Source organism: Candidatus Pelagibacter sp. Uisw_113 (assembly GCF_047717815.1).
GTDB lineage: Bacteria > Pseudomonadota > Alphaproteobacteria > Pelagibacterales > Pelagibacteraceae > Pelagibacter.
Map to the genome: position 1 here is coordinate 347,891 of NZ_CP159809.1, position 17,356 is coordinate 365,246.

The following is a 17,356-nucleotide window of genomic DNA, read 5'->3' on the forward strand; positions in this document are numbered from 1 at the left end:
ATCTACTTTTTATATCTTGCCATACATGAGTTAGCTAATATTAAATTAGGATCAAGGTATAATTTTGAAACTTTAACATTTTTTAAAGATTTGAAAGCAAAAATTGCAATTGGTATTTCAGTACACCCAAGTATTATTTTTTTACACTTTTGTTTGATTAAGTATTTAATTGCAGGCTTAATAGCTTTTTCTGCTAATTTTATATTCCCCATTTTTACATGCTTAATAGCTTTGTTTACTGAATTTGTTTGTAAATTATTTGAAGGTTTAATTAATGTATAATCTTTTTTAAAAATTTTATCATAAATCTCTGTTTTTAAAGTGCCCTCTGTTGCAAGAAGTCCAATTTTAGAATTTTTCTTACAACCTTTTTTTGTTTGCGTAAAAACTTCTTTAGGCATGTTAATTATTGGTATCCTAATTTTTTTTTTTAAATCTTCATACCAATAATGTGCGGTATTACAGGGTATAACAATAAATTTACACCCACTTTTTTCTAATGATTTACAGCCCTCTAGTAAACTTTTTAAAACTCTATTGTATTTTTTTGTATTTTTGGAATTTCTTGGAATTGTAGAGAATGATTTAGTTTGAACACCAATAGACTCTGGTCTTCCAGGAATATCTGATTTGTTATAAAGCATGAATAGAGGGTACTCTTGATCAATTTTTCCTCTATTTAACATCGCAAGTTTATTGCAAAAATCAAGCCCAGCTTGAGTTCCCATTCCACCCAAAATTCCAATCATAAATATATATTTCTATTAAATTTATTTAATATTTTCTTAAAGAGGTTTGTTGATACCTCTCATAAAAACTAAAATTAAGCAACCATCTTTAGTAAAAGACGAGTGTGTAGAGCCTGGTTCAAAAGTAACAAAATCACCTTTTTTAAAAACTTTATTATCTGGATCAGTTAATTCTCCTTCTAGCATCAAAAACTCTTCAAAACCTGTATGCACATGTGGCAAACTTTTTGCATTTGGCTCCATCTTTAAAAGATAAGTTCCATTACCACCATTTTCTTTATTATAACTAATTTTATGCCAACTCATTCCAGGCACAACAACCCCATAATTATCAAATGGAGTGAATTCAACATTGTAAAGGTCAGTTATTTTTCTATTTGTCATTCTTATCAGTTACTTATTTTTAAATTGTTATATTCGATGATTATTAATAAAATATAAATATGCAAGATATATTTATTGAAGATGTGGGAAGTGGTACTCCACTGGTATTAGTGCATGGCTTTTTAGGATCCTCTGAGATGTGGACTTTGCAAACTGATTTTTTTAAGAGGAATTTTAGAGTTTTGGCTCCAGCACTACCTGGTTTTGGAAAAAGTAATAAAGTTAACTCATGTAATTCAATTGAAGGTATGGCTAAATCCATATTGACAAGTTTAGAAAAAAAGAAAATAGAACGTTTTTATTTATTAGGTCACTCAATGGGTGGCATGATTGTACAAGAAATGGTTAAGTTAGCAGGTGAAAAAATCTTAAAGTTAATTTGTTATGGCACAGGACCTATAGGAAATATACCTGGTAGATTTGAAACTATAGATGTTTCAAGAGAAAAGCTAAAAACTAATGGACTGGATAGTACAGCTTATAGAATTGCAAAAACTTGGTTTATTGAAGAAGATAAATCTAAATATTTTTACTTATGTGAGGAAGCTGGCAAGCAAACTTCTTTAGAGGCAGCAGACAATGCCCTTGTTGCTATGAAAAATTGGAATGGTGTTGAAAGTTTAAAAAATATTAAGAATGAAGCTTTGATAATTTGGGGAGATCAAGATAAGGCCTATAATTTTAATCAAGTAAAAACTTTAAAAGAAAATATCACAAATAGTGATCTTAGGATAGTTGATGGTTGCTCTCATAATGTTCATTTAGAGAAGCCGGATGAATTTAACAGAATTGTAGGTGAATTTCTTAAAAAAAACTGATTGGTATTGGCTGAAATATTTAGCTAAATAATTAAAAAATTAATTTAATTAAAAAATCGCAGCCAATAGAAAGTGTGAATATTATGCAGTTTTTAAATTTACCGCTGAAGGACCTTTTGGACCATCTTCAACTTCAAAAGTCAAAGCTTGACCTTCATCTAAACCGTTCATACCAGCATCTCTTACAGCTGAAACGTGAACGAATACATCTTTTTCTTTATCTTCTCTTTCAATAAAACCAAAACCTTTAGTTGGATTGAACCATTTTACTTTTCCTTGTAGACTCATATTTATCTTCTTACTTTTTGTTATGTTACTTTTATTACTTATAATTAAGCAATCCACGCTTTGTTTAGATTTATTGAGGTTTTGTCAACTAAATTTAAAAGATTAAATAATTAAAGACTTACTTGTTGCTAATTAGCATGGTCATATAAATAGAGTTGATATCTTTTTTATAGTGTGAAAAGGGCTCACAGGGCTCAAAACCACACTTACTGAATAGTTTTCTAGCCGTTAAGAAAAAGTTACCAGCACCCGTTTCTAAACTTAATCTTTTAATATTAAGTTTTTTTGCCTCATTAATTAAGTGATTTGTGACTTTTTTACCATTTCCCTTACCTCTAAAATTGTCACTAACCCTTATAGATTTGAATTCACCATGCTCTTTATCTAGAAATTTTAATGCACCACTACCCATTAAGTCATTTTCTTCCCATAGGCTCCAAAATTTAATAGATGGGTCTTTTAAACCGGCTATATCAAGTACGTGAGCACTCCCTTCAGGTGATACAGATCTTAACTCAATGAAATGATTGATGAGAAACTCATGAACTTCTGGATTATCAAAATTTCCTTCGATTGATTTTAACATTTGGGCAATATCTACTTAAGAAGGGTTGTTAGGTGTCCCATTTTTCTTTTTTGTTTAATTTCTTTCTTAAGATAATCAAAGAAAAATTCATTTTCACTATATTTTTTATTTCTGTAATTAGTAATTTGATCACTAATTATATTTGTCATCATTGCATTAGATATTTTTTTAAGAGGTATTTGTTCTAATTTACAAACAGCTCTTACATGATTTTCAAATTGACTTACATTATATGCGTTAATTGTTAAGTGCCCTGAGTTATGAACTCTTGGTGCAATTTCATTTACATAAAGGTTATCATTTCTATCAATGAAAAACTCAACACACAAAGTTCCAACATATTTTAATTCTTCTGAAATTTGAGTTGCCCATAGTTTTGATTGTTCTAGAATTTTATCACTAATCTCGGCTGGAATTTTAGAGTTTTTCAAAATTTGGTCTTCATGCACATTTTCAATGGGTTCATAAATTTCATATTTTTGATCATTAAAACGAGTAATAATTATTGAAATTTCTTTTTTTAATTTTACTAATTTTTCTAAAATATAACCTTTTGAATAATCAACATTAATTGAATCTAAATTTTCTAAACTACTAATGGGGTGTTGCCCTTTGCCATCATACCCTAGTGTTGTAGTTTTAAGTATACCTGGCAGTAAATCTTCAACCGATTCCATATCAGATTTCTTCTCAATAGATACATATCTTGTAGTTCTTATATTAAGATTATTGATAAAATCTTTTTCTGCTAATCTATGTTGAATTATTCTATTTACAGAAGGTTTTGGTAAAACAGGTTTTATCTTATTAATTTCATTTAAAGTTTCATATGGAATGTTTTCAAATTCATAGGTTACAACATCAACTTTATTCAAAAACTCTTTTATCTTATTTTGATCATTATATTCACCGTGTACAAAATCATTAGAAAAATTTTGTGCAGGGGCATCAATATCATCACAAAAAATAACTGTTTTAATTTCAAGTTTATTTGCAGCAATAGCAAGCATACTACCTAACTGACCTCCACCTATAATTCCAAGAATTGGTTTAGACATATTTTAAAACTATTTTGGTTTTTTTTTAACAGATTTGCTTTGACTTAAACGGAACTGGTTTAATTTTTTTTTGACAGTTAAATCACTAAGACCGATAATAGATGCAGCTAATAAGGCAGCATTAATTGCACCATCTTCTCCAATTGCTAATGTTCCAACAGGTATTCCTTTTGGCATTTGTGCAATGGATAAAAGGCTATCAAGGCCCTTAAGCTTTTTACTTTCAATCGGAACTCCCAGTACAGGTAGAGATGTAAGGGCTGAAATCATTCCTGGTAAATGCGCAGATCCTCCTGCACCAGCAATAATTACTGCGATACCATTTTTTTCAGCATTAATAGCAAATTCATACATTCTATTAGGGGTTCTATGAGCTGATATAATTTTTGATTCAAATTTTATATTTAATTTTTCAAGAATATTTTGGCAAAATATCATGGTTTTGTAGTCAGATTGACTACCCATAACAATCGATACTTTTTTTAATTTATTTTTAGTCATTTGTTGTAATTTTATTCTAACGTAAATTGTTATTTCAAATTAAGTCTAAAATTTCAATAAAATTAATAGAATTTATCTATCTTATTGATATTCTTTAAAACAAATAAGATCACAATGAATTTTAAAATTGATAATTTACAATATTGTAACTGGTCTAGAGAAATCTTTCAGATCAATAAACAAGCGGGACTGGATGCAATCCACGTAACCATTGTTTATCACGAAGATTTTGATGAGCTAAAAACAGTATTAAAAAATTGGGAAAACTACTTTTCAGAAAATTCTGACTTAATTTTTCATGGCAAAAGTTTTAAGGATATAGAGAAAGCTAAATCTGAAAATAAAACTGCAGTTTTTTTTGGTTTTCAAAATTGCTCACCCATAGAAGATGATATTGGATTAGTTGAAAAAGTTTACGATTTAGGATGCAGGTTTATGCAGCTTACATATAATAATCAGTCCTTACTAGCGACAGGATGTTATGAAGCAATAGATAGTGGAGTTACTAATTTTGGTAGAGAAGTAATTAAAGAAATGAACAGACTAGGACTTGTAATAGATATGTCTCATTCAGCAGAAAAAAGCACAATTGATGCAATTGAGATAAGTGAAAAACCAATTGCAATAACTCATGCAAACCCATCGTTTTGGCATCCAGCTAAGAGAAACAAGTCAAACGAACTATTAAAAATTTTATCCGAACATAAAGGAATATTGGGTCTCTCTTTATATCCTCATCATTTAAAAAGTGGAACTGATTGTTCTTTAGAAAGCTTTTGTGAAATGACAGCTAAGACAGCTGAGATTATGGGAGTTGAAAAAATTGGAATAGGTTCAGATCTTTGTTTAAATCAACCAGATACTATTGTTGAGTGGATGAGAAATGGTACTTGGACTAAAAGTAAAAATTATGGAGAAGGATCTAAAAACAAACCTGGTTTCCCAAAACAACCTGATTGGTTTTTAGATGCAAGAGGGTTTGAAAACTTAGAAGCAGGACTTAAAAAAGTTGGTTTTTCAGAAAGTGAAGTTAATGGAATTCTTGGAAACAACTGGTACAATTTTTACAAAGAAATGAACCAATGAATATCTCATTAAGAGACCCCAATGTAGTAATGAAATTATCAAGACTAGGGTCTTTTCATCAATCTAAACTTTCATTTTTAAGAAGTTTTTTAAAAGAGTTTAAAGATTGGGATTACAAAAGAGATTTATTTGAATTAAATGAGCATGGTTATGGCACTGCGGTTTATTCATTTAAGAAAAAAAATAGAGTTTATTCATTAATTTGTTTTGCAAATGAATTAGATGAAAATGAAAGATCAGACAGGGTTATAGCTACTAAATGGGATGCAGCCTTTACACTTTTTGATGGTGTACCAAAAAAACAAGATATTGAAAGATTAAAAAACGAAGTACCAAAACAAGAATTTGGCAGACTTTCGTATAAAGAACTAACCCTTTCAAGAGCTAATAAATCAGTAAGAGTTTTCAATCATGTGGTTGAATGTTTAAGCGAAGGTAAGCAGCCTGATAATGATTTAATAACTGGTGTTGGTTATTTATATAGAACAACTGCTGTTTATGGGTCAGGTAAATTTGGTTTAGCAGATAGGTTTAGAATTAAAGATAGAGAAGAAATATACGGGCCTTTTAGATTGGAAATGATGTTGGTTTATTTAGTTAGGCAATTTACTTTTGATCAGGTTAATCATGTTGCAAAAAACAAGAACCCAAAAAAAGCTGTAAGTCTTGATATAAATATTTGTAAAAGCTTAGGAATAGGAAATTCTACAGGTCTTGGAATGGCTCCATTTATTGTTAACCATCCAACACTTTTAAATAATTGGATTTCTGCAAGGGAGATTTCCTTAAAAAAGATAAGAGAGATAAAAACAATATCAGAGAAAGATAAAAATTTATTTTTAGAATGTTTAAAAAAATCAATAAAAAATATCACTTCTTGGAATACTGAAAGCGAATATCAAATAAATAAAATTAAATCTTTATTAAAAGATCTTAATCAATTTATTATCTACCTAGATAACAATTTTAATTTTGAACAAGATTATGCTTTTAATGAATTATATCTTTATTTAGAAAAAGAATATTGTGAAGAATGTATTGAGTATGTTGTCTCAATGATGATGGAGCCTTATGACGATATTACCTCACCTTTAATTAAAGAAATGAGTTCTGAAGAAGAAAAATATTTTAATATTCCAACAGAGCGAACAGTAGAAGACTTAAAGCTGATTTTAGAAAAAAAATATCAAGATATTTTAATGATAGATTTTACTAAAGATGAAAATAATTTAAATTTTTGGTTTATCTCAAAAAATAAGGAAGAGCCAAGACTAGCAAATAGATTTGATGAAGTGGGTGCTGAGTTAGAGCAACCTTTAGCAATTGCAAGAGACATTAAAAAACTTTATGAATTGTTATCGGTTACTAAAAATAGCTGGACTATTGCTAAATTTTTATCAACTAATAATGAATTAAGACACGTTGTTAGAAGAGCATTTATAGTAGAGAAATTTCCTTATTCTGAAATACAAGATAATACAATTGGCCAAAAAATAATGCCTATTGATATGCTGAGATTAAAGTTATCTTTTTTTGGAGCATTAAAATTTGATCCACGTTCTGATAAATGGCTAAGAATATGTATGTTTCAAGGAGCACCCCTACCAGAGCAATTAAAAAACTATGATGAACAGTGGGTTTATAATTAATCAACATGAGATCATTAAGTGAAATAGATACAGTTTCTAAAAGATCAAGTAAGGCTGCTGGATATTCATGGGGGATTGCAGAAGAGATTGGAAAAAATATAAGACTACTTGAAATTTTTAGCTTACCTGGAATTAAAAACTTAAATAGTTTTTTTAAGAAAAAAAAAGAATTAAGGTTAGAGAATATCAGCATCATAAAGCAAGATAACGAGGCTAGTAAAAATGAATATTGTCCAATAATTGCAGGGGTAAATTTTTTAGATCAGATTAAAACCCTAGAAACTTTAAATGAGATAACGTTTAAAAAAGTCTCATATCCATTACTTTTCCTACCATTTGTAAGCAGGGCAGCTGAGGTGATTGGTAAAAGAATATTCTTAAAAATGGATGACAGGGAGTTTTTACTAAACTTTAATAACAATATTTATTCTAATTACACTAAAGACGAAATCATCGAATCTGCTGAAAATATTTATTTAAAAGTTTTAGAAAATAGAGACTCGTTTGAAGAAAAAGAATGGAATGAACTCTATAAGCTTTCAGAAGAAACGTTTGTTGAAGAAAATGAAAGCCTAAAACAAGGTGGAGCAGGTGCAGGCCTTACTGACAATGACTAAAGACTTTGACGATCAAACTAATGATGAAGAAGTTCTTCAATTAGATAATTTTTGTGAGGAGTGTAAAAAAGAAGACCCGAGCGTTTCTCAAAATTTAATTTTAACAGGATTTAAAACCTGTAATTCTTGTAAACTTTCAAAAACTATATTTCCGATTTAACTAATGTTGCTAATGGGTAGAGCATTCATTTTGCTCATTACAAAAGATATTGAAAGAAAAGCAATTATTAAAAAAGCTAAAAAGACTATTCCAAATGATTTAAAATTAGATTTTAGATTTAAAACTTGTTTTGTTGAAATGATTAATCCTGCAAATATCCAAAACTGAGTTAGAAATATTATTGGGATCATTAAATCTGGTGTTACAGCAAAAAATCTTAAAAGCCCTGGTGCATGAGCAAACCCTACGGCTGTTAAAACTTTTTTAAATGAAACTTTAGTGTCTTTATCCGGAAATAATTTTACACCGATCACATAAATAAATAGTCCCCACACAAACCAAGTAAGAATGGCAGTTAAACCAGACATTGCAACAGCAGTTTTAATAACAGTATTTGCAGCAACGGCTCCTGCTAACCCGTCTAATATCATGATAAGTCCTGCAAAATATATTGCAGCTTCACCAAAGTTCTTATTATCTTTGTAGAGAGATTTATCTAATTTAATAGACCTAACAATTATATTTAAAAATTGACCAAACATTATTTATTTTTTTCTATTCTTCTGAGCTTTGTAAGAAACAAATAGTGGAAAGAGTATTAAAGCAATTACTATTATTATGCAAACAGCTATTAGGAATGTTTTTGTCATTATAAATTCTCACTTTAAGTCTATATATTAATAATAATTTATCAATAATGAGTTTCATACTACTTGTTACTATTTGAAACCTGTTAAATTTTAAAATTTAATATATGAACTTAAATAATATTCTTTAAAATTAATGATTTTATCTTCTAAAAAATATGGATTAAAAACTATTGCAGTGCTTAGGAGTATTAGGGGAGTGGGCGCTTTGTTGTTAGCTGCTACCTTATTGTATGTTTCTTTTTATAAGGAAGAAAGTATTGAAATTAACACTAGCTTAATTAATGAGAATAGATTTTTTGAACAAATTACTCATTGGTTTCCACAATTAACCCAAGAACACTTTTTTGTCTTTGCATTCATAGCTTTGCTCATGTCTATTACTAGGTTTGTTGAAGCATTCGGGCTTTGGTTTGAAAAGAATTGGGGAAATTATCTTACAATTACTACAGGATTAATTACTTCTGTTATTTTGTTTATTCAATTAATGAATGAATTTTTGTGGATTGTCTTATTTTTTTTATTAATAAATTTACTAATTGTTTGTTACTTACTTTTAATAGTAAAAATGAATAAAGTCTCTAAGAGGCAAAAAGCTTAACAGCCATCTCATAGCACTTTTGCTGATGTTCTTTAGAGCCGGCAAAATTATTATTCTCTAAAAAAGGTTGTTTAACATAATGAGCATGAGCACGTATAGAATCTCTAAATTCTAATTCATCCATTTTTTTGAAAGTATTTGTTTTATCTCTAGCGGCTGCTTTTAGATGCGGGGCTGTTAAAACATCAAAGAGTTTTTCAAGCTCTTGATTATCATTAGATTTATCAAATATTTTATATAGTTTCTTAACTAATGATAGGCGAAAAGGTTTTTCATTAAATCTTTCAAAGCTATAGCTTGTAAGTTTTTTCATGAGTTGCTGAACTGTTTCATCAGTTGGATGATCTTCTATAATTTTTTTTTGATGTAATATTCTTTCATTAGCCATTCGTAAAAAAAATTTATTGTACAAAGTATTGATTGATGGAAAGTAGTCATAGAATCTAGAATGATTAATACTCAGCTTCTTTAAAATTTTCCTCATACTAGGTAATTGACCTTTTGATTCCTCCGATAACTCCCTAAGATCTGATTGTAAAATTTGATCCACCTTCTTTTGAGAACGTGCTTGCTTAGGTACTTTAATTTTTGAAGGTTTCTTTAATTCCATAAGGGTAAATGTTTATAGATTCTATTTAAATTTAACAGATGCAAAACAGACCACTTTGTAAAATGTACCTCAAATAAAAACAGACCACTTTGAAAAATGTACCTTAATAACCCCAGAAGTGTTGTACTACAATAGTTTTAAGGGCTTAAGTGCTGTTAAAAACTTACCATTTTATATTTTTTTTTTAGTTTAAGAATTTTTTTAAACATAAATTAAAAATCATTAAAAAAGTGTCACAGAATAATCCTTTTACAATAAATCAAGTAAAGCCAAAATTTAAATCTGCAGCCATTCATTATATTACAGACAAAAAAATTCAGGGTACTAAAGCTCTGGCATTAAGTAAAATAGCTTTAACTTTAATTTTTTTAACTTTCTTATTTCTTGTAATTTTTTCAAATCAACAGGCTAATGCCGATTGTATAGTTGATGGTGTGCAATTTGATATTGGTGGGAGAGCTGGCAGTGGAGTTACAGCTGTTGATCGTGGAAATCCTATTACAAGAACAGAAATTATCGGGTGGGATACCACAGGTGACGATGTCTCAACTTGTGACGTTTCTCACTTAACAAATTTATACACGGCCTTTCATGGTAAAAGTTCTTTTAACCAAGACATTAGCAGTTGGGATACAAGTAATGTGCAGGTAATGAATTTTATATTTAGTAATGCTTCTTCATTTAACCAAGACATTAGCAGTTGGGACGTAAGCAATGTACAAAGGATGTATGGTATGTTTCAGTATGCTTCTTCATTTAACCAAAATATTGGAAGTTGGAACACAAGTAGTGTGACGGATATGCAGTATATGTTTTATAATGCAACATCTTTTAACCAAAATATTGGCAGTTGGGACACAAGTAGTGTGAATACTATGAAGGCAATGTTTACTAGTGCTTCTTCATTTAACCAAAATATTGGAAGTTGGAACACAAGTAATGTGACGCTTATGCATACTATGTTTATGCTAGCTACCTCATTTAACCAAAATATTGGAAGTTGGAATACAAGTAAAGTGACGGATATGACAGGTATGTTTCGGAGTGCTTCTTCATTTAACCAAGATATTTTTAATTGGGATGTAAGTAATGTGACGGATAATGATATTTATGCATCAAGTTACACTATGTTTTATGGCGCTACTCAAATGATTTCCACATATAGCGATATAATTAGTTCTTCAGGTCAATTATCTGAAAATGCTTTTAATGCATCGCCAACTTTATCTTCTTCAACCCCAGCTGATAATGCGTCCAATGTTGCAAGGGACGCAAACATTGTTTTAAACTTTAGTGAAAATGTTACTGTTCAAACTGGTAATATTACAATTAAGAAAACAACTGACAACACTATTTTTGAAACCATTAGTGTAGCAGGTGGCCAAGTTACAGGAACAGGTACTTCTCAAATAACAATTAACCCATCCTCTAATTTTGATGCTAATACCGGATATTATGTATTAATCGCTGCTTCAGCATTTGATGATGCTGACGGTGGATCCTATGCAGGAATAAGCTCTACAACTTCTTTAAACTTTACTTCTACAAATGTATTACCAACTCTAAGCTCATCCACTCCAGCTGATGATGCAACTAGTGTTGCGATTGATACAAACATTGTTTTAAACTTTAGCGAAAATGTTACTGCTCAAAGTGGTAATATTATTATTTACAAAACAGACGGTTCAACTGTTGAAACCATTGATGTAGCAGGTGGCCAAGTTACAGGAACAGGTACTTCTCAAATAACAATTAACCCATCCTCTAATTTTGATGCTAATACCGGATATTATGTATTAATCGCTGCTTCAGCATTTGATGATGCTGACGGTGGATCCTATGCAGGAATAAGCTCTACAACTTCTTTAAACTTTACTTCTGCAAATGTATTACCAACTCTAAGCTCATCCACTCCAGCTGATAATGCAACGAATGTTATAAAAGATGGAACCATTGTTTTAAACTTTAGTGAAAATGTTGTTGTTGGAAGTGGTAATATTACGATTAAGATAGCTTCTAGTGATGTATCTATTGAAACTATTGAAGTTAACAATCCAGAAGTTACCGGATCAGGTACCTCTCAAATAACTATTGATCCACAAACTAATTGGGGACAAAATACTGAATATTACGTTTTAATTGATGGAACAGCATTTGTTGATGCTAGTGGTGGATCATATGCAGGAATAAGTTCGACAACTGCTTTAACCTTTACAGTAGCAAATGATGCACCAATTTTAAATACATCTGTACCAGCTAATAATGCAACTAGTGTTGCGCTTGATGCAAACATTGTTTTAAACTTTAGTGAAAATGTTACTGTTCAAACTGGTAATATTATAATTAAGAAAACAACTGACAACACTATTTTCGAAACCATTAGTGTAGCAGATACTACTAAAGTTACAGGAACAGGAACCAATCAAATAACAATTAATCCTTCTTCTGATTTTGTTCTAAATACTGACTATTATGTATTAATTGATGGAACTGCATTTGATGATGCTAATAGTGGATCATATGCAGGAATAGGCTCTACAACTGCTTTAACTTTTACAAGTTTTGCAAATGTATTACCAACTCTAACCTCATCCACTCCAGCTGATGATGCAACCAATGTTGCAAGGGACGCAAACATTGTTTTAAACTTTAGTGAAAATGTTACTGTTCAAACTGGTAATATTATAATTAAGAAAACAACTGACAACACTATTTTTGAGACCATTGATGTAGCAGGTAGTAAAGTTACCGGAACGGGTACTTCTCAAATTACCATTAACCCATCCTCTAATTTTGAAGCTGAAACAGGATATTATGTGTTAATTGCTTCAACTGCTTTTGATGATACTGGTAGCGGATCATATGCAGGAATAAGTTCTACAACTGCTTTAAGTTTTAGCGTTGAAAATATGGTGGATCCAACAACTGATAAAGATACCACAGGATCAATTGATACACAAAGTACGCAAATACAAAGTACTTTTATAAAATCTATAAGTACAGTCTCTACTAGACTTAGTTATTTAAGACAAAATAGAAGTAGGGATAACTTTGCAAAGAATAATATTAAACTAGAGGGTGGCAATGTTATGCTGACATCTTTAGTAAAAACTATTTCAAACTCCAGCACTGCATCCCCTAAACTTAATTTAACTAAACTTATTCCTGATAATTGGTCGCCTTGGTCAGAGGGTTCTATTAGTCTTTCAAAAATAAAAAACAATTCTTCAGAAATAGAAAGTCAAAGTTTAGCTTTTGGTTTTGATAGAAAATTAAATAATAATAATTTATTAGGTTTTGCTATTCAATACGGTCAAAGTGATACAGATGTAGGCACAAGTGGAACTGGAATAGATAGTAAAAACTATAATCTATCACTTTATCAAACACGACCACTCAATGATGATAATTTTATTGAAGGATTAATTGGGGTTGGGATAATCGAAAAAGACCTGACAAGAAAAAGTGGTTCTAATACACTAACTGGATCTAGAGATGGTGCTCAAATATTTGGTTCCATTAATTATGGTAAAACAATTGATAAGGGTGATTTTAATTTAACCCCAATTGCACGTGTTGATTTGGGTTACACTGAACTTGATGCTTACACAGAGACAGGAACTGATGCTTTATCCTATGACAAACAAACAGTTGAAAGTGGTATGGTCTCATTAGGTTTAGAATTTAATGATATCATTAAATTTTCCAATAGTTCATTTAAACCATTTGGTTTAGTGGAGTATGGTTTAGATTTTAGCAATTCTTCCGATGTTCAAATGAATTATGTATCAGATACCTCTACTACTTATACTTATACCCAGAGTGTAAACTCAACTCATTTATTAACTTCAGAAGTTGGGTTTAATTACGAAGCATTAGAAAATCTAAATATTAAAACAAGTTATAAACGTATTCAGGGTAATGAAAATGAACATATAGATACGGTTAAATTTGCTTTTAAATTTAAATCAAGACGTGAGACAGAATACGCAATGAGCTTAGATGGCAATGAGGATTTTAAAACAGGATTTGATATTACTAAAAATATTAATGGCTTTGATTTGAACTTTAATGCCAACCAATCATTCAATGAAACTTTTGATCGGGAAGCTAAAGTTTCTCTATCTAGTGTGTTTTAAATAAATAGTAATATTTCTTGAGGGGGTATTAATTATTTATCATAGAGAGGGGAATTTACCCCTCTCTATAAAAATTGATTTAACCTTTAACGACTTCTCTTGTGTTTGCGTTATAAGATTCTGTAAATGGAATATCCACTACCACAGCATCAACAGGTGTTCCTGGTGTGTCAGAATATTTAGCAGGTAAGTGAACTTTGTACTTAGTTCCAACTTTACCTTTTGGGAAACCATTAGCATTTAATGTTCCTTCAAATGGTACATATCCCATTGCAATATTTTGACCTTTTTCAGGATGATACCAAGGTGATGTGATAAATCCTACAGGATCTCCACCACTCTCAGGTGACACTAACCAAAAATCAGGAGCATATTCTTCAATTGGTTTTCCACCCAATTCAAGACCTACTAACTGAAGCTTATAAGGTTTTTTTCCATCCTTAAGCTCTGCGCCCATTTTCTCTAGTGCAGCTTTACCAACATAGTCAGCTTTTTTATCCCACTCACCTTTACCAGATAGTGAAACTTGGTAACCAAGGTTACACTGGAAAGGATTATGTTGTTGATCCATGTCTTGTCCCCAAGAAAGAATTCCAGCTTGAATTCTTCTATGGTGAGCAGGAGCGATAACCATTAGGCTATGTTTTTTACCCGCAGCAAGAACAGCATTCCACATATCATCAGCATATTTAGTTGCTTCTCTTAAGTAGATTTCATATCCAGCTTCACCTGAGAAACCAGATTGTGAAATCACACAACTTCTGCCGCCAACTTTAACTTCAGCTAAACCGTAGAAAGGCATATTGTCAAAATCAACTTGATCTCCACAAAGGTCTTTCATTAAAGCTTTTGATTTAGGACCTTGAATTTGCACTGGGCAAACGTCAATTTCTTCAATTGTACAATCAAATCTTCCATCAGCGTTAACACCTTGAAGATACATTCCAATATCAGAGTCTGATAGTGAGAACCAAAATTCATCTTTTGAAATTCTAAGAAGAATAGGATCATTTAAAACTCCACCATAAGCATTACATAAAATTACATATCTTGCTCTCATAGGTGAGATTTTAGTTGCATCTCTAGTTATAACGTAGTCAGTAAACTTTTCTGCATCAGGACCTTTAACTCTAATTTGTCTTTCAACAGCAACGTTCCACATTGTAACGTGATTTTTAATTGCTTCATACTCAACCATAGCTCCACCATCTTCAGGTTTTACATAACCTCTTGGGTGATAAATACGATTGTAAACAGTTGCTCTCCAACAACCAGCTTCCATTGATAGATGCCAGTATGGAGATTTTCTTACTCTTGTTGAAATTAACATTTCAACTTTTGTAGGCCCACTCTGTCTTAAGTTATATGGTACTTCACGATCTGATTGATCAACTGAAGTCACATGATTTAGTTTAGTATAGTCAAATTCATTAGACATAACCGTTCTCCTTCAACCACTTGTTAGTTTCCTTCAAGCCGCCGAATGTATAAATGTGGAAGTTGCCAGTAAACTCTTTCACTTTCCCAATTAATTCATTAGGGTCTTTAGGTTTCAATAAATCTAATGCCTTACTAAAATTAGACTTAAGAAAATTTATAGAATTTTTCGCCCCGACAATATTAGCAAATTTAATCAAGCTAGTTATTTTCATTGGCCCAGTAATTCCCACATGCACTGGTACTGACTGCTTAGAAATGAAATCTACGATAGGTTGACTCTCTAATAACCACTGGGTCACTATATAGTCGGCGTAAGGTTTTTTATCTATCATAGCCTTTTCTAATTCTTTATCAGAAATATCCTGACTTCCTTCTGGATGTCCTGCTATTCCTATTTTAATTCCATCAAAAAATCCTGTTTCTAAAATTTGAATTGAACTATCAAATTTTCCAACCGGCTCTCTACTTCCTCCAATAACTAATGCTTGTTTAGCACCCACATCTTTACATCTTGCAATGTAATCTTTAAGTTGAGCATCATCTGTAATTGATCGTGCTGGAAAATGTGGAACTGGATTAAATCCTTTTTTAATCAACTCACCTGATTGGTTAGCTGTCTCTTTATAGTCTCCTCCTGGGAGCATAGTTACATAAACATCCTTAACGGGAGGTAGTGTATCAAGATCTGTTTGAGGTCCAACCTCAAGTGAAAAATTCATTTTCCCCGATGATTATCTTTTTTGTAAATGCTGTCAAAGAAATTCATCTTGTGGACAAAAATATTTGTTGCCAAAAATTGTGCTGGTGATAATTTTTTTTAATGTCTGAAAATCTTAAAAATCTTGAACTTTCAATGATCTTGGATTTGGAGAAGATTAGAGTGGTTGGGAACCCCATCGAGAAAGCCCATGGCTTACCAAACGAGTGCTACAACAGCTCTGATTATCTAAGAATTGAAAGAGAGAGGATTTTCAAGGATAAATGGACAGTAATTGGTGTTGGAAGTTCTGTGCCAAATATAGGAGACGCTCAACCTTATAATCTACTTGGTATCCCTCTTATTATTCTAAGAGACAAAGAGAAAAAAATAAGAGTATTTCATAATGTTTGCAGCCATAGAGGCTTCAAGCTTTTAGATGAACCTTGTGCTTTAAAAAATGTCTTAAGATGTCCATATCATTCATGGTCCTACGATTTTGATGGAAAGTTGGTCGCGACACCTCATATTGGAGGTCTGAATGTTCATGAAACAGATAAATTTGATAAATCAAAAAGCAACCTAAAAGAAGTTAGAACCAAAGTTTGGATGGACATAATATTTATCAATATAAATGGTAATGAATTAGAGTTTGATGAATATATCAAGCCTCTTGAGGAAAGATGGTCAAAATTTATATCTAAGGAAGATCAAAAATTACTTAAACACTCAAAAGATCATGGATACTTCAGTCTTGATGTTAAATGTAATTGGAAATTTGCAATAGAGAATTACTGTGAAAGTTATCATTTGCCTTGGATTCATCCTGAATTAAATAAAGTTTCAAATATTAGCGACCATTACCATATTCAAGGTTTACCAAATAGATTTGCTGGCCAAGGTACAAATAAATACGACCAACCTGTTAAAGGAAGTCAAAGTTTTAATAATTTTCTAAATTGGCCTAAGGACTTATCCAAAAAGGCTGAATATATTGCTTTATTTCCAAACGTAATGATTGGTCTTCATATAGATCATTTTTATGTTTTTTGGTTAGAACCTAAGTCTATTAGTGAAACTAAAGAACATTTAATAATGTATTACGTTGGTGATGATAGTGCAAATGGAACTGAGTTTACTGAGATGAGAAAAAAAAATGCAGAATTTTGGAAAGAAGTTATGTCAGAAGATATAAAAGCTATTGAAGGCATGCAGAAAGGTAGAAATTCTCCAGCATATGATGGTGGAAATTTTTCACCAATAATGGATAATCCTACCCATGAATTTCATAAGTGGATTGCAAATAATTTAACTGGATAAAATAAT

18 protein-coding genes are annotated in these 17,356 nt (G+C 31.0%); 8 read left to right on the forward strand and 10 right to left on the reverse strand.

Going from position 1 to position 17,356, the window contains the following annotated elements; translation table 11 throughout:
* Positions 1–2: 2 nt before the first annotated feature.
* Together ABXT39_RS01785 and ABXT39_RS01790 are read right to left on the reverse strand one after the other, a co-directional pair.
* Positions 3–749, reverse strand: a complete 747-nt coding sequence (locus tag ABXT39_RS01785) for an aspartate/glutamate racemase family protein (RefSeq protein ID WP_415295558.1) — start codon at positions 747–749, stop codon at positions 3–5.
* A gap of 36 nt (positions 750–785) precedes the next feature.
* Positions 786–1,133, reverse strand: a complete 348-nt coding sequence (locus ABXT39_RS01790; protein WP_415295559.1) for a cupin domain-containing protein — start codon at positions 1,131–1,133, stop codon at positions 786–788.
* 59 nt (positions 1,134–1,192) lie between these two features.
* Between ABXT39_RS01790 and ABXT39_RS01795 the strand changes: the two genes are divergently transcribed.
* A complete protein-coding gene (locus tag ABXT39_RS01795) occupies positions 1,193–1,951 on the forward strand; it encodes an alpha/beta fold hydrolase (protein WP_415295560.1) in 759 nt (252 codons plus the stop codon).
* An 81-nt stretch (positions 1,952–2,032) separates the two neighbouring features.
* On the opposite strand, the gene ABXT39_RS01800 is transcribed toward ABXT39_RS01795, so the two are convergent.
* The 4 genes from ABXT39_RS01800 to purE all read right to left on the reverse strand — a co-directional run bounded on the left by ABXT39_RS01800 (position 2,033) and on the right by purE (position 4,384).
* A complete protein-coding gene (locus tag ABXT39_RS01800; RefSeq protein ID WP_006998008.1) occupies positions 2,033–2,239 on the reverse strand; it encodes a cold-shock protein in 207 nt (68 codons plus the stop codon).
* Between the two features lie 118 nt (positions 2,240–2,357).
* A complete protein-coding gene (locus ABXT39_RS01805; RefSeq protein ID WP_415295562.1) occupies positions 2,358–2,825 on the reverse strand; it encodes a GNAT family N-acetyltransferase in 468 nt (155 codons plus the stop codon).
* Between the two features lie 11 nt (positions 2,826–2,836).
* Positions 2,837–3,883 carry a 5-(carboxyamino)imidazole ribonucleotide synthase gene (locus ABXT39_RS01810; RefSeq protein ID WP_415295563.1) on the reverse strand — a complete coding sequence of 349 codons (1,047 nt, stop codon included), beginning with the start codon at positions 3,881–3,883 and terminating at the stop codon, positions 2,837–2,839.
* Positions 3,884–3,892: 9 nt separating this feature from the next.
* Positions 3,893–4,384, reverse strand: a complete 492-nt coding sequence (gene purE / locus ABXT39_RS01815; RefSeq protein ID WP_415295565.1) for a 5-(carboxyamino)imidazole ribonucleotide mutase — start codon at positions 4,382–4,384, stop codon at positions 3,893–3,895.
* 114 nt (positions 4,385–4,498) lie between these two features.
* Between purE and ABXT39_RS01820 the strand changes: the two genes are divergently transcribed.
* The 4 genes from ABXT39_RS01820 to ABXT39_RS01835 are packed head-to-tail and all read left to right on the forward strand — an operon-like array spanning position 4,499 to position 7,896.
* Entirely contained in the window at positions 4,499–5,470 is a 972-nt protein-coding gene (locus ABXT39_RS01820; protein WP_415295567.1) for a membrane dipeptidase, read from the forward strand.
* Positions 5,467–7,119 carry a hypothetical protein gene (locus tag ABXT39_RS01825; protein ID WP_415295568.1) on the forward strand — a complete coding sequence of 551 codons (1,653 nt, stop codon included), beginning with the start codon at positions 5,467–5,469 and terminating at the stop codon, positions 7,117–7,119. Before ABXT39_RS01820 ends, ABXT39_RS01825 begins: the two co-directional genes overlap by 4 nt.
* Positions 7,120–7,124: 5 nt before the next feature.
* Positions 7,125–7,736 carry a DUF3726 domain-containing protein gene (locus tag ABXT39_RS01830; protein WP_415295570.1) on the forward strand — a complete coding sequence of 204 codons (612 nt, stop codon included), beginning with the start codon at positions 7,125–7,127 and terminating at the stop codon, positions 7,734–7,736.
* On the forward strand, positions 7,729–7,896 hold the full coding sequence (locus ABXT39_RS01835) for a hypothetical protein (protein ID WP_415295571.1): 168 nt from the start codon (positions 7,729–7,731) through the stop codon (positions 7,894–7,896). The genes ABXT39_RS01830 and ABXT39_RS01835 overlap by 8 nt, the downstream gene beginning before the upstream one ends.
* Here ABXT39_RS01835 and ABXT39_RS01840 read toward each other — a convergent pair.
* Positions 7,893–8,438, reverse strand: coding sequence for a hypothetical protein (locus tag ABXT39_RS01840; protein ID WP_415295573.1), 546 nt, complete (start codon positions 8,436–8,438; stop codon positions 7,893–7,895). The two genes, ABXT39_RS01835 and ABXT39_RS01840, sit on opposite strands and share 4 nt — an antisense overlap.
* A 241-nt stretch (positions 8,439–8,679) precedes the next feature.
* On the opposite strand from ABXT39_RS01840, the gene ABXT39_RS01845 reads away from it, so the two are divergent.
* A complete protein-coding gene (locus ABXT39_RS01845) occupies positions 8,680–9,144 on the forward strand; it encodes a DUF2127 domain-containing protein (RefSeq protein WP_415285052.1) in 465 nt (154 codons plus the stop codon).
* Here ABXT39_RS01845 and ABXT39_RS01850 read toward each other — a convergent pair.
* Positions 9,125–9,754: a TetR/AcrR family transcriptional regulator gene (locus ABXT39_RS01850; protein ID WP_415295575.1), complete on the reverse strand. Its 630-nt coding sequence runs from the start codon at positions 9,752–9,754 to the stop codon at positions 9,125–9,127. The genes ABXT39_RS01845 and ABXT39_RS01850 overlap by 20 nt on opposite strands.
* A gap of 230 nt (positions 9,755–9,984) precedes the next feature.
* On the opposite strand from ABXT39_RS01850, the gene ABXT39_RS01855 reads away from it, so the two are divergent.
* Positions 9,985–13,893, forward strand: coding sequence for a BspA family leucine-rich repeat surface protein (locus tag ABXT39_RS01855; protein WP_415295576.1), 3,909 nt, complete (start codon positions 9,985–9,987; stop codon positions 13,891–13,893).
* Between the two features lie 79 nt (positions 13,894–13,972).
* On the opposite strand, the gene ABXT39_RS01860 is transcribed toward ABXT39_RS01855, so the two are convergent.
* Together ABXT39_RS01860 and ABXT39_RS01865 are read right to left on the reverse strand one after the other, a co-directional pair.
* Positions 13,973–15,331, reverse strand: a complete 1,359-nt coding sequence (locus tag ABXT39_RS01860) for a glycine cleavage T C-terminal barrel domain-containing protein (protein WP_415295577.1) — start codon at positions 15,329–15,331, stop codon at positions 13,973–13,975.
* Positions 15,324–16,052: a methylenetetrahydrofolate reductase gene (locus ABXT39_RS01865; RefSeq protein ID WP_415295578.1), complete on the reverse strand. Its 729-nt coding sequence runs from the start codon at positions 16,050–16,052 to the stop codon at positions 15,324–15,326. Before ABXT39_RS01865 ends, ABXT39_RS01860 begins: the two co-directional genes overlap by 8 nt.
* 101 nt (positions 16,053–16,153) lie before the next feature.
* On the opposite strand from ABXT39_RS01865, the gene ABXT39_RS01870 reads away from it, so the two are divergent.
* Complete coding sequence (locus tag ABXT39_RS01870) at positions 16,154–17,350, forward strand: aromatic ring-hydroxylating oxygenase subunit alpha (protein WP_415295579.1); 1,197 nt, start codon at positions 16,154–16,156, stop codon at positions 17,348–17,350.
* The last annotated feature ends 6 nt before the right edge of the window (positions 17,351–17,356 follow it).

Excerpts from the sequence above, each read along its gene's own strand:
- ABXT39_RS01785 (WP_415295558.1), bottom strand. The coding sequence starts at position 749 with ATGATTGGAATTTTGGGTGGAATGGGAACTCAAGCTGGGCTTGATTTT.
- ABXT39_RS01790 (WP_415295559.1), bottom strand. The coding sequence starts at position 1,133 with ATGACAAATAGAAAAATAACTGACCTTTACAATGTTGAATTCACTCCA.
- ABXT39_RS01795 (WP_415295560.1), top strand. The coding sequence starts at position 1,193 with ATGCAAGATATATTTATTGAAGATGTGGGAAGTGGTACTCCACTGGTA.
- ABXT39_RS01800 (WP_006998008.1), bottom strand. The coding sequence starts at position 2,239 with ATGAGTCTACAAGGAAAAGTAAAATGGTTCAATCCAACTAAAGGTTTT.
- ABXT39_RS01805 (WP_415295562.1), bottom strand. The coding sequence starts at position 2,825 with ATGTTAAAATCAATCGAAGGAAATTTTGATAATCCAGAAGTTCATGAG.
- ABXT39_RS01810 (WP_415295563.1), bottom strand. The coding sequence starts at position 3,883 with ATGTCTAAACCAATTCTTGGAATTATAGGTGGAGGTCAGTTAGGTAGT.
- purE (WP_415295565.1), bottom strand. The coding sequence starts at position 4,384 with ATGACTAAAAATAAATTAAAAAAAGTATCGATTGTTATGGGTAGTCAA.
- ABXT39_RS01820 (WP_415295567.1), top strand. The coding sequence starts at position 4,499 with ATGAATTTTAAAATTGATAATTTACAATATTGTAACTGGTCTAGAGAA.
- ABXT39_RS01825 (WP_415295568.1), top strand. The coding sequence starts at position 5,467 with ATGAATATCTCATTAAGAGACCCCAATGTAGTAATGAAATTATCAAGA.
- ABXT39_RS01830 (WP_415295570.1), top strand. The coding sequence starts at position 7,125 with ATGAGATCATTAAGTGAAATAGATACAGTTTCTAAAAGATCAAGTAAG.
- ABXT39_RS01835 (WP_415295571.1), top strand. The coding sequence starts at position 7,729 with ATGACTAAAGACTTTGACGATCAAACTAATGATGAAGAAGTTCTTCAA.
- ABXT39_RS01840 (WP_415295573.1), bottom strand. The coding sequence starts at position 8,438 with ATGTTTGGTCAATTTTTAAATATAATTGTTAGGTCTATTAAATTAGAT.
- ABXT39_RS01845 (WP_415285052.1), top strand. The coding sequence starts at position 8,680 with ATGATTTTATCTTCTAAAAAATATGGATTAAAAACTATTGCAGTGCTT.
- ABXT39_RS01850 (WP_415295575.1), bottom strand. The coding sequence starts at position 9,754 with ATGGAATTAAAGAAACCTTCAAAAATTAAAGTACCTAAGCAAGCACGT.
- ABXT39_RS01860 (WP_415295577.1), bottom strand. The coding sequence starts at position 15,331 with ATGTCTAATGAATTTGACTATACTAAACTAAATCATGTGACTTCAGTT.
- ABXT39_RS01865 (WP_415295578.1), bottom strand. The coding sequence starts at position 16,052 with ATGAATTTTTCACTTGAGGTTGGACCTCAAACAGATCTTGATACACTA.
- ABXT39_RS01870 (WP_415295579.1), top strand. The coding sequence starts at position 16,154 with ATGTCTGAAAATCTTAAAAATCTTGAACTTTCAATGATCTTGGATTTG.